Below are 12,730 nucleotides of genomic sequence, written 5' to 3' on the forward strand. Positions count from 1 at the left end.
TTCGTTGCTCAGGCGACCCAATGCACTATCTGTCACCGAATCGCGACGACGTGTGCCGGGTCAAGCAGTGCCCGATGCCAGCGAGAACGCCTTTCACCTGCACAGACGTCTTAACTCACCGGCATTGACACCGAACGCCGCAGGCTCCGGGTTATCAGCTGGCGAGATGAGTTGGGCGTGAACTGCCCGTTTCCTCCGGCTGGCAACTCCTGTGCTCTAAAAGGGACGCCACCCTGGCGCCGGTCCAACCCGGGCGCGCTCTGCAACTTCCACGGACCTCGGCTACCCGACGCAGGAGAGACCCTATGAACGACACTGCGATAAAACCGGCCATCGTCCTCATCCACGGGCTGTGGCTGACGCCGCGCGCATGGGAACAGTGGATCGAGCACTACACCCAGCTCGGCCACGAAGTGCTCGCCCCCGCCTGGCCGGGCATGGAGATCGAGGTCGAAGCCCTGCGTAAGACTCCGGAGGTCATGAACGGCCTGGGCGTCACAGAGATCGCCGACCACTACGAGGCGATCATCCGCGAGCAGACCCGGCCACCCATCATCATCGGCCACTCCTTCGGCGGTCTGATCACCCAGATCCTGCTGGACCGCGGCTTGGGCGCCGCCGGCGTGGCCATCCACACGGCACCCATCCAGGGCGTGCTCCGGTTGCCGATCAGCAGCCTGCGCGCGGCCTTGCCCGTTCTGTCCAACCCGGTCAACCGCTCCCGGACGGTGGCGCTGACCGCGAAACAGTTCCACTACGCGTTCACCAACACGCTGAGCGAGCCCGAGTCGGCGGTGATCTACCAGCGTTACCACGTGCCTGCCCCGGGCCGGCCGCTGTTCCAGGCCGCCACCGCCAACCTGCGGCTCCACTCGGCCACCAGGGTGAATGTCCAGAACGACACCCGCGCCCCGCTGCTCCTGATCGCCGGCGGCGCCGACCACACGGTGCCCGCCTCACTGGTCCGCCAGACCTACCAGCGCTACCGCAAGTCCCGTGCGGTCACCGGGTACCACGAGTTCGCGCGCATGCCGCACTTCGCCCTCGGCGCTCCCCAATGGGAGAGGGTCGCCGACCACGTGCTCCACTGGGCCGGGCGCGAGGCCGCGAAACACGCCAAGAAGAACGGCGTAGGCACCCCGTAGGCCTACGTGGGGCAGGGCGGTGGCGAGCCACCGCCCTGCCCCACGCCGTGTGGCCGTTCGGCTACGCGTTGGGGCAGTAGGCCGGGGCCGTGCCGTACGCGTACTGGAGGAAGTCCACCAGGTTGGCGGGCCAGGAGTTCCAGTCGTGGCCGCCGGTGCCGTAGCAGTAGCGGTGGTCGACCCCCAGGCTGGTCAGCGTGGTGTCGAAGACGCTCGCGTACGCGCCGAGCATGGCCTCGCCGGCCATCGGGGCGTCGGCACCGGCGTTGGTGTCGTAGGCGCACTCGGCCGGAGCCGGCTGGTGGCCGTTGGCGTATTCGGGCTGGTCGGGCGGGCCTGGCAGGTCCGCGCAGCCGCCCGCGTACAGGCCGAACTTGCCGCTGTACGGTGCGTACTTGCCCTGTGTCACCAGCTCGGCCGGGTTGGCGGACGGCCAGTCGTCGACCGTCGTGCCGTCCACGACGGCGGTGGAGTGCGGCCCAAACAGGGTCTCCAGCCGGTAGCGCCGCTGCTGGTCCTGGTCGAGCACCAGGATGCCGTTCTCATACTTGTTGACGCGATATGCCCCCAAATCCAAAAGATTGATCGCCGCGCCGGACAGCCACATCGAGTTGGAGATCGTCCGCTGGGCGCCCAGGGCCCGCAGGTCGGTGCCCGGGGAGATGGCGCCGATGACCGAGAACACGTCGGGGTGCGCGGCGGCGTACTTGAGCGTGCCGAAGCCGCCCATCGAGATCCCGGCCAGCCCGCGCCCGGATCGGTCGGCGATGGTGTTGAAGTTGGCGTCGATCCACGGGATGAGCTGCGAGATGTGGTACGTCTCCCACTTGGGCGAGAAATTTCCGTCCGTACGGCCGACCCAGTCGCTGTACCAGCCGGTCATCCCGCCGGTCGGCATCACCACGATGCCGTCATAGGCGGGCACGGAGGCCAGCAGGGACACCAGATCGGCCTTGGTCGTCCACTCGTTGTAGTCGTCCCCGCCGCCGTTGATCAGGTAGAGCGAGCGGTAGCGGGCGCTCCTGTCCGGGTCGTAGTCGTTGGGCAGGTAGATCCGTACGGTGATCGGCTGGGCCAGCGGGCTGATCGCCGGAGTGCCGCCGGCGGCCTGGAAGATCGCCGTGGAGGTCATCGTGACGTCCCGCAGCTCGGATCCATTGGCCTGCGGGTGCCGGTCCACGCGTACGCAGGTGATGCCGTAGCCGTCGGGGTCGGGCAGGTTCGTCGAACACGTCTCGGCCTGCGCCGCGGCTGCCGGGACCACGACCACTCCGGCGATCAGCAGTAGTCCGGCCAGCGCACGCGCCAACCAGCGTGGGGAACGTCGCATCACTTCTCCTCCAAAGCGGGCCCGCATGGGAAGCCGCGCCTCAAGCTACGAAGCGACGTCGTTTTGCGCGTCAACCGCCGGTTTGAGATGGAGGTCAACCTTTAACCGCCAGACCGCTCCGGGGTACAACTCCCGGGGTAGGTCGCCCGTTACACCTTTTTTGGGTGGGTCTTGCCTGTTTCGTCAAGTCGGCTTTCACTGATCTCCATACCGGTGATCCAGGAGGAGCCGATGCGTGGCTTACGGGCGTCCGCAGTCGTTGTGACGATCGTTGTTCTTACGGCGTTCCTGACCTCGGGGACGTCCGTCCCGGCGGTCGCCGGGCCGTCCGACCCGGAGCCGGCCTCTCTGGTCACGCTCTCCGTGCCGGACCAGGCCACGATGGAGCGGCTGATGGCCTCGGGAGCCGACCTCACCGAGCGGGTACGGCCGCAGGCGGACGGCAGCATCCAGATCGACGCCGTCGTCACGCCGACCCAGCTCGCGGAGCTCGGTTCGCTCGGCGCCACGCCGGCGTCCGGCACGCCGGTCCCGTCCCAAAAGACGCCGAAGAGCGGCGTCGCGCAGGACCAGCTCGTCATCGAGCGGGCGGTCTGGTTCAAGACCCGCGACGGGTACTTCCTGTCGGTCGAGGCGTCCAGCAACGCCGGGGCGGCGGCCGTGCTCAGCGCGAGCTGGACGGGCAGGCGCGGTTCCAGCGGGCAGGCGGCTCTGGTGCCGTACGTCGACGCGGGCGCGTACCTGGGTCACCAGCTCAGCACTCCGGTGCCGGCGGAGAACCAGCCGCAGTGGATCACCGTCACGTCGGCGGCCGGTGGCAAGGCGGAGGCGCGGGTCAAAGAGTGGCCCGACGGCGAGCGGCCCGATCGCACGGGTCCCGGCTACCAGAAGGACTTCGTCAGCCAGTACATGCCGCCGACGCAGCTCAACGAGCGGGTCAAGGCGTTGCACCAGCGCTTCCCCAAGCTCACCGACATCATCACGCTGCCGAACCCGACCAACGGCTACCGGCGGCACGCCCAAGCCCTGATCGGTGCCGTGCCCGGCGCCGCCGTCGTGGTCACCTCGAACGCCTACGGCTCCGAGGGCGGCAACGACCTGGCCATCGAGCTCGTCACCCCCGGCGCCGCCGACCGGCCGTTACAGGTGACGGTGAACGGCAAGCAGATCACGGTCAGCCTGGCGACCGACGGCTCCGGCACGCCCACCAGCACCGCGGCTCAGGTGGTGGCGGCGATCAACGCGACGCCGGGCACCGCCGTCAAGGCCGCGACCTACCGCACGGACGCGGGCCTGGGCGTCATGGCGCCCGTGCCGCTCACCCAGCTGAGCGACTTCCTCAAGGCGCCGGCCGACGTCTCCCGCGCGCCGTGGCGGGTGCTGGCCCTGCGCGTCGGCGTACATCGCGACGGCTCGCGTACCGGAGTGCTCGCCTACGCCCAGGAACACGCCAGGGAATGGGTGGCGCCGCTGGTCACCATCGAGGCGGCGGAGCGGCTGCTGCGCAACTACCCGCGCGACGCGGCGACGCGCGAGCTGCTGAACCGCACCGACATCTTCATCGTCCCCACGGTCAACCCCGACGGCGCCAACTACAGCTTCTACGACTTCAACTCCCAGCGTAAGAACATGACCAACCACTGCCCCGCGCAGCAGTCCGACCCGGCACTCCGCAATACCTGGGGCGTGGACGTCAATCGCAACTACGCCGTGGGATCGCTGTCCGACGGGTATTTCGGCGCCTCGGCCAACTGCCAGAGCGGTACGTTCGCCGGGCCCGCCGAGCATTCCGAGCCCGAGAGCCGTAACGTCGTCTGGCTGGCGCAGACGTACCGCAACATCAAGTTCGCGATGAACGTCCACAGCTACGGCGGGTACTTCATGTGGCCGCCGGGCGCCTACAAACTCGACGGCCGGGTCACCCTGCCCCGGCCCACGGCCCGGCAGGAGGCGTACTTCCTGCGCTCGGCCCGCACCATCGAGCAGGCCATCGCCGCCGAACGGGGCACGGTCACCTGGCCCCAGCAGACCGGGCCGGTGACCGACGTGCTGTATTCGGCGGCGGGCAACTCCGCGGACGAGCTCTGGTACGAGCGCGGCATCTTCGGGTGGGACTTCGAGGTCGGCAGCGACCTGTGGAACCCCACCACCCAGAAGTGGGAGGCAGTGGGCTTCCAGCCGCCGTTCAGCGAGGGGCATGCGGAGGCGATGGAGTTCGCCTCCGGCCTCATTTCGCTGATCGGGGTCGCCGCCGACTATCGGGAACCCTGACAGACCTGGCGAGAGCCCCTGACAGGCGTCAGCCGATCACCCGCGCGACCGCCGGGATCCGCCGCAGCACCAGCCAGTCGAGCAGCAGCACGGCCGCCATGGTGATGCCCGCGAGCGGGAACAGCAGGCCGAGCGCCGCCATGATGGCGATCACTCCGTACGTGGTCCGCCTGTTGGTGGCGCGGGCCGGCGCCCCGGCCCGCCCGCGCGGGCGGCGCTTCCACCACATCCACGCGCCGGTGACCACGAGCGTGATCAGGGCCAGGCAGGCGGCGAGCATGACGAGCAGGTTGGCGGTGCCGTAGCGGCGGCCTTCGTGCAGGGCGATGCCCTGTTCGACGGCTTTGGCCATGATGCCGTACTCGGCCCAGCCGTAGGAGACCAGCACCCGGCCGCTGTACTGGTCGATGTGGAGCGTCTGAGCGGCGGCCGGGTCGCGGCGGTTGTCGGTGACGATGGTGTAGACGCCCTTCGCGTCGGCGGGCAGGAGGATCTTGATGTCGCATTCGGCGGGCCGGCAGTCGCGCAGGACCGGGCGGGCCGCGGCCAGGGCCCGCTCGATGGGCAGGGCGCCCGGTTGCAGCACGCCGCCGGCGCTCTCGTGCGCGGCGTGGCCGTCGGACTGCGGTACGGGGAGCCGTTCGGCCGACCAGGGCACCTTGGCGTCGGGGTTGGTGGACAGGTCGCCGGAGAGCGTGGAGGTGTGGGGGAAGGCGTCCGCGCTGGGGTAGGTCGAACCGGTGCTGTCCTGGATGCGCTGCAGGCCGTCACCCCACACGCCCGACCAGGGCAGGCCGGAGATGACGAGGAAGACGACCACGGTCCCGGCGCCGACTCCGGTGAGGGTGTGCAGGCGACGCAGCCGGCCGCGGCCTGACCGCTTGGCCCGCTTGTGGGTACGGCGGCCGCTCCACCACAGGTACGTGCCGGTGGCGATGAGGATCAGCGCCCAGCACGCGGCGATCTCCACGACCCGGTCGCCTATGGTGCCCGACATCAGTTCACCGTGGATGGTGCGTACGACCCGCATGAAGGTGGTGGCGTCGTCGATCTGCCCGACCACCCGGGCCGTGGACGGGTCGACGTAGACCGAGACGCCCTGGGCCCACGGCCCGGTGTCGGCGCCCTGAAGGATCACCCGGGTGGTCCGGTCCGGGGCGGTGGGCGGAATGACCGACATGACGGCCGCGCCGGGCCGGGCCTGCCGGGCGGCCGCGACCTGCTCCGACAGGGGCCGGGCGGCGGTCACGGGCGCGGCGAGCGTACGGACGTCGGCGTAGTGCCACGCCTCGAACGGCTCCTTGAACAGGTAGATCGATCCGGTCACGGCGAGGACGAGCAGGACGGGGGCGACGAACAGCCCGGCGTAGAAATGCCAGCGCCAGACGACGCGATAGCGCTGGGACGACAGGACCGGGGTGGGCTGGCCGGTTTCCGGCCGTACCTCTACAGAGGTCATGAAACTTCTCCGTTCCGGAGACGCGCACGCCGAAGGCGCGCGAACAGCGGGGGCGGTCATGACCGGACGCACGCTCACGCGGCGAGGCGATCGCCGAACGATCACGACCACGGCGAATACCGCGGTCGTCGTCGTACGGTGACGAGCGTGGTGAGGGCCGCGATCGTCGTACGGCCGCGATCTTTGTACGGCCGCGTTCTTTGTACGGTCATGACGGACCGGACGTGCGGTTTCCGGGGTACGACGGCGATCCACGCGGTCATACCCGGCGACACGCGGTGCCGGTAAGGGTCAGCGGAGCAGCGCGACAGCGTCGCCTACCTACTGAGGCGGCCCCCGGCGGCACAGCGCCCAGGCCAGCACCTGGGACGCGCGCATGGCGGGCGCGACCGCCACGACCGGCGCCACGCGGCGCGTCGTCGCGGGCGGCGCGAGCGCATCGGTGAGCGGTCGCCACAGGTCGCGGAGCGAGCAGGCCAGCAGGAACAGGAGGGTGGCCAGCGCCGTCTCACCGCGCTCCAGCCACCAGGCCGACAGCGTCGCGACCAGCACGTGCGCCATCAGCATCCCGAGCCCTGCCGACAGCCCGCCTCCGTGGTGTCCCGTCGTCGGAACGCCCGAACCGAAGAGGTGGTGCATGCCGTACTGCGCGGCGAAGGAGGCGGCCAGCAGTGTGCCCATACTCCGCCGCCGACGCGCGAGGACGTACGCCCCCGCGCCGGTCATGGCGGTGGCGGCGGCGACGATCCCCAGCCCGGCGCGCGGGCCACCGGCCAGCACGTGCATGCCGAGCGCGGCGTACACGCAGACGACCGCGAACACCGCGGCACGCACGACACGGCCGGCGGGTCCGTTCTGATCGGCGCTCACGCGCGATCACCGCTCACATGGTCAGATACGGCCCGGCCGGGGTTCTGGTTCGATCCTGGACGTGACCAGGCGCCTGGTTCAGAGGTTGTGGATGCGGCGGCCGGTGACCTGCTGCGTGCTGATACGGACGTACAGGTGGCGTTCGCCGCCCGCCCAGGGGGTGACGGTGACCTCTGGCACTTCGTCGGGCGGTAGGTGGTGGGCGGGGCCCTGGACGAGCACGCTCCAGCCCTCGCGCTGGGCTTCGTCGATGTGGTCCACCTCGAAGCCGACCTTGATCTCCACGCCTTCCAGGCCGGTACGCAGGTCCTGGTCCATGGGGCCGCCCGACGCGGTGCGGAAGACGATGGAGCCTTCGTGCAGCTGGTAGTTGACGGGCAGCACAGTCGGGCCGTGGGAGCCGTTGAAGGCCACCCGGCCGATGCCGCCGGGCTCGATCAGCTTGAGGCATTCCTCGCGGTCCAGGCTCTCCAGCGTCGGAGCCATCCTGGCCCGGCCACGACCCGGTGGCCGGTCGACGCCGCCGCCGAGGAGGTCTTCGACGGTGGTCTCCAACGCTCCGGCCAGCCGGTACATGGCTTCGGCGGTCGGTGTGCCGGGATGTTCTTCCAGGTACTGGAGGTAGCCGGGTGACATGTCCGCGCGGTCGGCGACCTGTTCGAGGGTCAGGCCGAGCCGCTCGCGGTGATGGGCGATGCGACGCCCGAGGTCGCCGGTGGCTGCCATGATCGGTTCTCCTAGTCCGGTGGTCTCTCCCTCCCTGCCCAGATCGCGCAGTTTTAGCAGGTCAAAGGCGGCATAGGGTCCCTTGGCCGTCAAATTTGGGACTTTCGGCGCTGCCGGGATCGGCCGCCGCGGGGGAACGTGAGGGGGGAGAGCGAGGTGGGAACAGTGACAATCCACGTCAAGGACGTCATGGGCCCCGTGGCCATCGCCGTCCTCGAAGACTCGTCGTTCCTCGACATCGTCGCGGCCATGGAGCGCTACGCGGTCGGGGCGGTCACCGTGATCGACGCCGAGAGGCGGCCCGTGGGCGTGGTCTCCGAGGACGACCTGCTGCTCAAGGAGACGGATACGGTACGGCACAGCGTCTCGATGTTCGAGTCGCGCACGCGGCGGCAGGAGCATCAGAAGGCGGCCGGCGTGAAGGCGGCCGAGCTGATGACCACGCCGGTGATCACCGTCACCCCCGACACGTCCGTCCGTGACGCGGCGCGGCTGATGCATGACAAGCGCATCAAGCAGGTGCCCGTGGTCGATCCGGCCACCGGGTGCATCTGCGGCACCCTGCACCAGAGGGACGCGCTGCGGGTCTTCGTCCGCCCGGCCGCGGACGTGCTCGCCGACATCGCCGCGCTGCTGCCGGACCGCGAGGCGTTCTCGGTCGAGGTCGAGCGGGCCGTCGTGACGATCGGCGGGAAGGTGCGGCGCAAGTCGCAGACCGTGGCCCTGGTGGCGCGGATCCGCGAGGTCGAGGGGGTTGTGGACGTCGTCTCCGAGCTGACGTACGACACAGAGGACTTCATCGTCACTCCGCCGCTGCTGTGAGCTATCAGGCATGGCTGGTCTCCAGTCCGGGCGGGGTTCGAGCGTGATGAAACGGTCGCGCACGAGACCACGTCCCGGGCAGTGCCGGATGGCCCTCGTCTCAGGACCGAAGGTCCCGGTACGGCGGGCCTTACGGCACTGGCTCCGAGACCGCGAAAGGAGTTTGCTCTAGCCATAAGAACCACCACGAACCTGAGAGGAAGGGGACCGTCATGACCGTCATGCACACCGATTTACGCGAGACGACGCGCAGCCCGGTCGACTATGTCTGGGCGGTCGCCCGGATCTCGATCGGCTGGATCTTCCTGTGGGCTTTTCTGGACAAGACCTTCGGCTGGGGGTTCGCCACCCCCGCCAAGAACGCCTGGCTCTCCGGCGGCAGCCCGACGACCGGCTTCCTCAAGGGCACCGGCGAGAACGCGCTCGGCGGCTTCTTCTCCGGCCTGGCCGGGCAGCCCTGGGTGGACTGGCTGTTCATGCTCGGCCTGCTGGGCGTCGGCGCCGGGCTGATCCTGGGCGTCGGCCTGCGGGTCGTGGCTGTCACCGGCACGCTCATGCTGGTCCTGATGTGGGCCGCTGAGCTGCCCCTGGCTACCAACCCCTTCATGGACGAGCACATCATCTACTCCATCGTGCTGATCGGTCTGGCGCTCGCGAACGCCGGAGCCACCCTCGGGTTCGGCCGGTCTCCGATCATCCAGCGCAACCCGTACCTGCGGTAGCTCTCTCGCCGCGCAAGGGACCAAGGTCCTGACCTGGGGGGACCTTTGGTGCTGGGGTATCTCGCCGGATGGCGATGTCATGGGAAGGGGCGCTGAAGGGGAGCGTCGAAGGTGGAGCTGGAGGGGGCGTTGACGGGGGTGCTGAAGGGCGGGCGTAGGAGGGGGCGTTGAAAGGGGGACAACGCATGATCATCGTTGGAGTGGACGGCTCGCGAGCGGGGCTTGAGGCCGCCGGATGGGCTGCCATGGAGGCCGCGCTGCGAGAGGTGCCACTGACCGTGGCGCACGCCATGCCGCGATGGGCCTGCGAAGCCGAGACCGGCCGCTACGCGGCGGTGGCCAAGTGGATGCGCGACGGTGGTGCGATGGTGCTGGCCGCAGCCGAGGACCGCGCCCGCCGCGAACAGCCGAAGATCAGCATAAGGACGGTGCTTCTGCCCGGCGATCCCCGAGTCGCTCTGATCGAGGCCGCGAAGGAGGCCGAGCTGCTGGTCATCGGCAGCCACGGGCTCGGGGGAGTGCGTGGGCTGCTGGTGGGGTCGGTGGCGTACGGCGTGGCCGGGCATGCCCCATGCGACGTGGTCGTGGTGCGGCAACTGCCGTCCCTGCCCCGTGGCGAGCTGGTGGCGGCGGTGGACGGGGCGCCGGAGTCTCGCCGCGGGGTGCTGGACTTCGCCTTCGCCGAGGCGGAGCTGCGTGGCGCGCGCCTGCGGGTCGTACATGCCTGGAGCGGGTTCGAGCCTGCGGATTCCATGGAGTCCGCGGACAAGCGGGGCGGACGGCTCGTACTGCGCGAGGCGCTGGCGGGACATCGCGAGGCGCATCCCGGTGTCGACGTGATCGAGGAGGCCGTCCGCGGTCACCCCGTGGAGGTGCTGCGTCAGGCCGCTGAGGGGGCCGACCTGCTCGTGGTCGGGTCGCACGGGTACGGCACCTTCGCCGGGCTGGTCATGGGCTCGGTCAGCCAGGCCATGGTGCACCACTCTCCGTGCCCGCTCGCCGTGATCCGGAACAGGTTGCGGTATCCATGAATTGCGAATATTTGCAATTTCATAGGTTGTTGTGGGCGACCGCCACCTGCTCGCTCGTGGTGGCCCGGCGGCGATGTGTCGCCATCCTCGTCGTGATCTGCCGATGGGACTGGGCGTGGCGGTCGGGTTCGGAATCTCTCGCCTGATGAGGTTCATCGCTTGATGACGACTGAACTGCCCAGCGGGATACGGGACAGGACGCGCAGGGCGCGGGCCGGGACGCGAACGCAACCGTGACTGATTTCCTGGCCGAACACGGATCTGTCCGGCCAGCCGTGCACGGCGATCGTGCCGGGTCCGCCACTGAAGGTGCGCAGGACGGTCGAGTGCGTGCCCAGTGGAAGCATGCGCGGGGTGTAAGTCGCATGCCTGGGAGTCAGGGAGGCGAGCAGAAACGTCCGTCCCAATGGTGTGGGCGTCGACGGGGCGCCTACGGCGACCTTCCACCGTCCCAGCAGGCGAGCGGACTGGAACACCGCGAGCCGGTGAGCGGACAGGTCGATGCGCACATCGTAGGCGCTGTAGGCGTTCTTCAGTCCGCCGCCCGCCTCATATATCCAGCCGGTCGACCGGTTCGGCCGGCTCGGCAGCAGCACGCGTACCCACCCTGTCTGCTTTTCCACTACGGGCACCCACATCGGGCCTCCCAGTGTCCGGGGCGGCAATATCGCCACCGGTGGTCCGCCGGGGTGGGCATAAACCACCTGTGGCTGCGTGGCGTGTGTCACGCGGCCTTTTCCCGGGGTGAAGGGTGCCGAATCTTTAGGCGCCCCGTGCAATTTCGTGAAGGTCGTGGCACGCGGCAATTGAGCCAGTTGTTCGGCTGACACCGGTGCCGGTGCCGGTGCGGGGGGGACCCGCTGGATAGACGCGGCGGTTTGTGTTGCTTCCTGCGGTAGTGGTGTGGTTGTTCCGCAGGCTGTGGCGAGGGTCATTGTGGCCAGGACCGTGCTCCAGGCGATCGGCTTGTTGACGCTGAATCGTTCAGGCAAGGATACCTCCAAGAGGAGACCGCTGTTTTCCGGTGACATGTTCTGCGGTTGAGACGCGATCCGTGGCGCGCAAGAGCAGTCTACGTATGGCACTGGCGACCCTAATTCATGAAGTCGTCGCGCTCGCGGAGTCTCCTGGGGATCAGATATCCGCAAAACTGGGACAAGTCTGTTTATTTGGCTGCTTGGGGCTTAGCTGATAAGTGATAGAGGCTTTGTTTTCCTTTTCCTGGTCGACTGTCGGCTATTGTCGATCTCGCCGGATGGTATGCCGAATTGCGAGGTACGGATCCTCGGTGGGTTGGTGACGGGCGGTCTCGCTTTCATGGCCACACCGGTAGCGACGATCTCCGGCTTGCCGGTCGGGCGGCGTACAGATGAAGCGAGGGATCAGCGCCACCGGCGCGTTGTCATTCGGGGGAGTTCGGCCGGAATGGGTGGTCTCTCGGGTGGAGGGAAGGAGAGTAGTATGATCATCGATCTCACTGGAAAGACCGCGCTGGTCACGGGGTCCACGCAGGGCATCGGGATGGCCATCGCGGCCGGCCTGGCCCGGGCGGGTGCTCGTGTCGCTGTCAACGGTCGTACTTCCGCCACTGTCGAGGAGGCCGCCGGCCGGATCCGGGGCGAGGTGAGGGGGGCGGACGTGATACCGCTGGCCGCCGATCTCGCCACTGAAGACGGCGCCGCGTACGCGGTCGAGGTCGCTCCCGAGGTGGACATCCTCATCAACAATCTGGGCATCTACGAATCCCGGCCCCCACTGGAGATCACCGATGCGGAGTGGCGGCGCTACTTCGAGGTGAACGTGCTGGCCGCCGTCCGTCTCACCCGCGTCTACCTGCCGGGAATGAAGGCGCGGTCGTGGGGGCGCGTGCAGTACATCGCCAGCGACTCCGCGATCGTCACGCCGGTCGAGATGATCCATTACGGCATGTCGAAGACGGCCCTGCTGGCCGTCGCGCGCGGGTTCGCGAAGGAGGCCGCCGGTAGCGGTGTCACGGTCAACTCCGTCATCGCCGGCCCGACCCACACCGGCGGTGTCGAGGATTTCGTGTACTCGCTCGTCGACCGCGATCTGCCGTGGCCACAGGCGCAGCGCGAGTTCATGCGGCTGCACCGTCCGCAGTCACTCATTCAGCGCCTCATCGAGCCCGAAGAGATCGCCAACATGGTCGTCTACCTCAGCTCGCCGTACGCCTCGGCCACCACTGGTGGCGCGATCCGCGTCGACGGTGGCTACGTCGACGCGATCCTTCCTTAGGCGAGCAAGAGCGGTTACGTATGGCGCTGTCGATCCTAATTCGCGAAGTCATCGCGTTCCCGGAGCGTCGTTGAAATCGCGTATCCGCAGAACTGGAA

Annotated in this window: 11 protein-coding genes; 6 read left to right on the forward strand and 5 right to left on the reverse strand. The window is 68.7% G+C overall.

The annotated features are described in order from the left end of the window. Nucleotides 1–305 precede the first annotated feature (305 nt). Nucleotides 306–1,145: an alpha/beta hydrolase gene (locus tag KLK06_RS36570; protein WP_214640213.1), complete on the forward strand. Its 840-nt coding sequence runs from the start codon at nucleotides 306–308 to the stop codon at nucleotides 1,143–1,145. Between the two features lie 61 nt (nucleotides 1,146–1,206). Here KLK06_RS36570 and KLK06_RS36575 read toward each other — a convergent pair whose 3' ends face one another. After that, a complete protein-coding gene (locus KLK06_RS36575) occupies nucleotides 1,207–2,475 on the reverse strand; it encodes an alpha/beta hydrolase family protein (protein WP_214640214.1) in 1,269 nt (422 codons plus the stop codon). A gap of 261 nt (nucleotides 2,476–2,736) precedes the next feature. On the opposite strand from KLK06_RS36575, the gene KLK06_RS62600 reads away from it, so the two are divergent. Further along, on the forward strand, nucleotides 2,737–4,746 hold the full coding sequence (locus KLK06_RS62600) for a M14 family zinc carboxypeptidase (protein WP_214640215.1): 2,010 nt from the start codon (nucleotides 2,737–2,739) through the stop codon (nucleotides 4,744–4,746). 28 nt (nucleotides 4,747–4,774) lie between these two features. On the opposite strand, the gene KLK06_RS36585 is transcribed toward KLK06_RS62600, so the two are convergent. The 3 genes from KLK06_RS36585 to KLK06_RS36595 all read right to left on the reverse strand — a co-directional run bounded on the left by KLK06_RS36585 (nucleotide 4,775) and on the right by KLK06_RS36595 (nucleotide 7,801). Further along, nucleotides 4,775–6,205 carry a PepSY domain-containing protein gene (locus KLK06_RS36585; RefSeq protein ID WP_214640216.1) on the reverse strand — a complete coding sequence of 477 codons (1,431 nt, stop codon included), beginning with the start codon at nucleotides 6,203–6,205 and terminating at the stop codon, nucleotides 4,775–4,777. A gap of 321 nt (nucleotides 6,206–6,526) precedes the next feature. Further along, nucleotides 6,527–7,075: an MFS transporter gene (locus tag KLK06_RS36590; protein ID WP_214640217.1), complete on the reverse strand. Its 549-nt coding sequence runs from the start codon at nucleotides 7,073–7,075 to the stop codon at nucleotides 6,527–6,529. Nucleotides 7,076–7,153: 78 nt separating this feature from the next. Further along, nucleotides 7,154–7,801: a pyridoxamine 5'-phosphate oxidase family protein gene (locus tag KLK06_RS36595; protein ID WP_214640219.1), complete on the reverse strand. Its 648-nt coding sequence runs from the start codon at nucleotides 7,799–7,801 to the stop codon at nucleotides 7,154–7,156. 156 nt (nucleotides 7,802–7,957) lie between these two features. Here KLK06_RS36595 and KLK06_RS36600 point away from each other — a divergent pair, with 156 nt between their 5' ends. The 3 genes from KLK06_RS36600 (at nucleotide 7,958) to KLK06_RS36610 (ending at nucleotide 10,376) form a co-directional block, all read left to right on the forward strand. Continuing rightward, nucleotides 7,958–8,623, forward strand: coding sequence for a CBS domain-containing protein (locus KLK06_RS36600; RefSeq protein WP_308168607.1), 666 nt, complete (start codon nucleotides 7,958–7,960; stop codon nucleotides 8,621–8,623). Between the two features lie 212 nt (nucleotides 8,624–8,835). Then, nucleotides 8,836–9,345, forward strand: a complete 510-nt coding sequence (locus KLK06_RS36605; RefSeq protein WP_214640220.1) for a hypothetical protein — start codon at nucleotides 8,836–8,838, stop codon at nucleotides 9,343–9,345. 185 nt (nucleotides 9,346–9,530) lie between these two features. Then, nucleotides 9,531–10,376: a universal stress protein gene (locus tag KLK06_RS36610; protein WP_214640221.1), complete on the forward strand. Its 846-nt coding sequence runs from the start codon at nucleotides 9,531–9,533 to the stop codon at nucleotides 10,374–10,376. A gap of 152 nt (nucleotides 10,377–10,528) precedes the next feature. On the opposite strand, the gene KLK06_RS36615 is transcribed toward KLK06_RS36610, so the two are convergent. Next, nucleotides 10,529–10,999 (reverse strand): L,D-transpeptidase, encoded by a 471-nt coding sequence (locus tag KLK06_RS36615; protein ID WP_214640222.1) that lies wholly within the window; start codon nucleotides 10,997–10,999, stop codon nucleotides 10,529–10,531. Between the two features lie 838 nt (nucleotides 11,000–11,837). On the opposite strand from KLK06_RS36615, the gene KLK06_RS36620 reads away from it, so the two are divergent. Then, entirely contained in the window at nucleotides 11,838–12,632 is a 795-nt protein-coding gene (locus KLK06_RS36620) for an SDR family NAD(P)-dependent oxidoreductase (RefSeq protein ID WP_214640223.1), read from the forward strand. Nucleotides 12,633–12,730: the final 98 nt, after the last annotated feature.

Source organism: Nonomuraea sp. NEAU-A123, from assembly GCF_018603905.1.
GTDB lineage: Bacteria > Actinomycetota > Actinomycetes > Streptosporangiales > Streptosporangiaceae > Nonomuraea.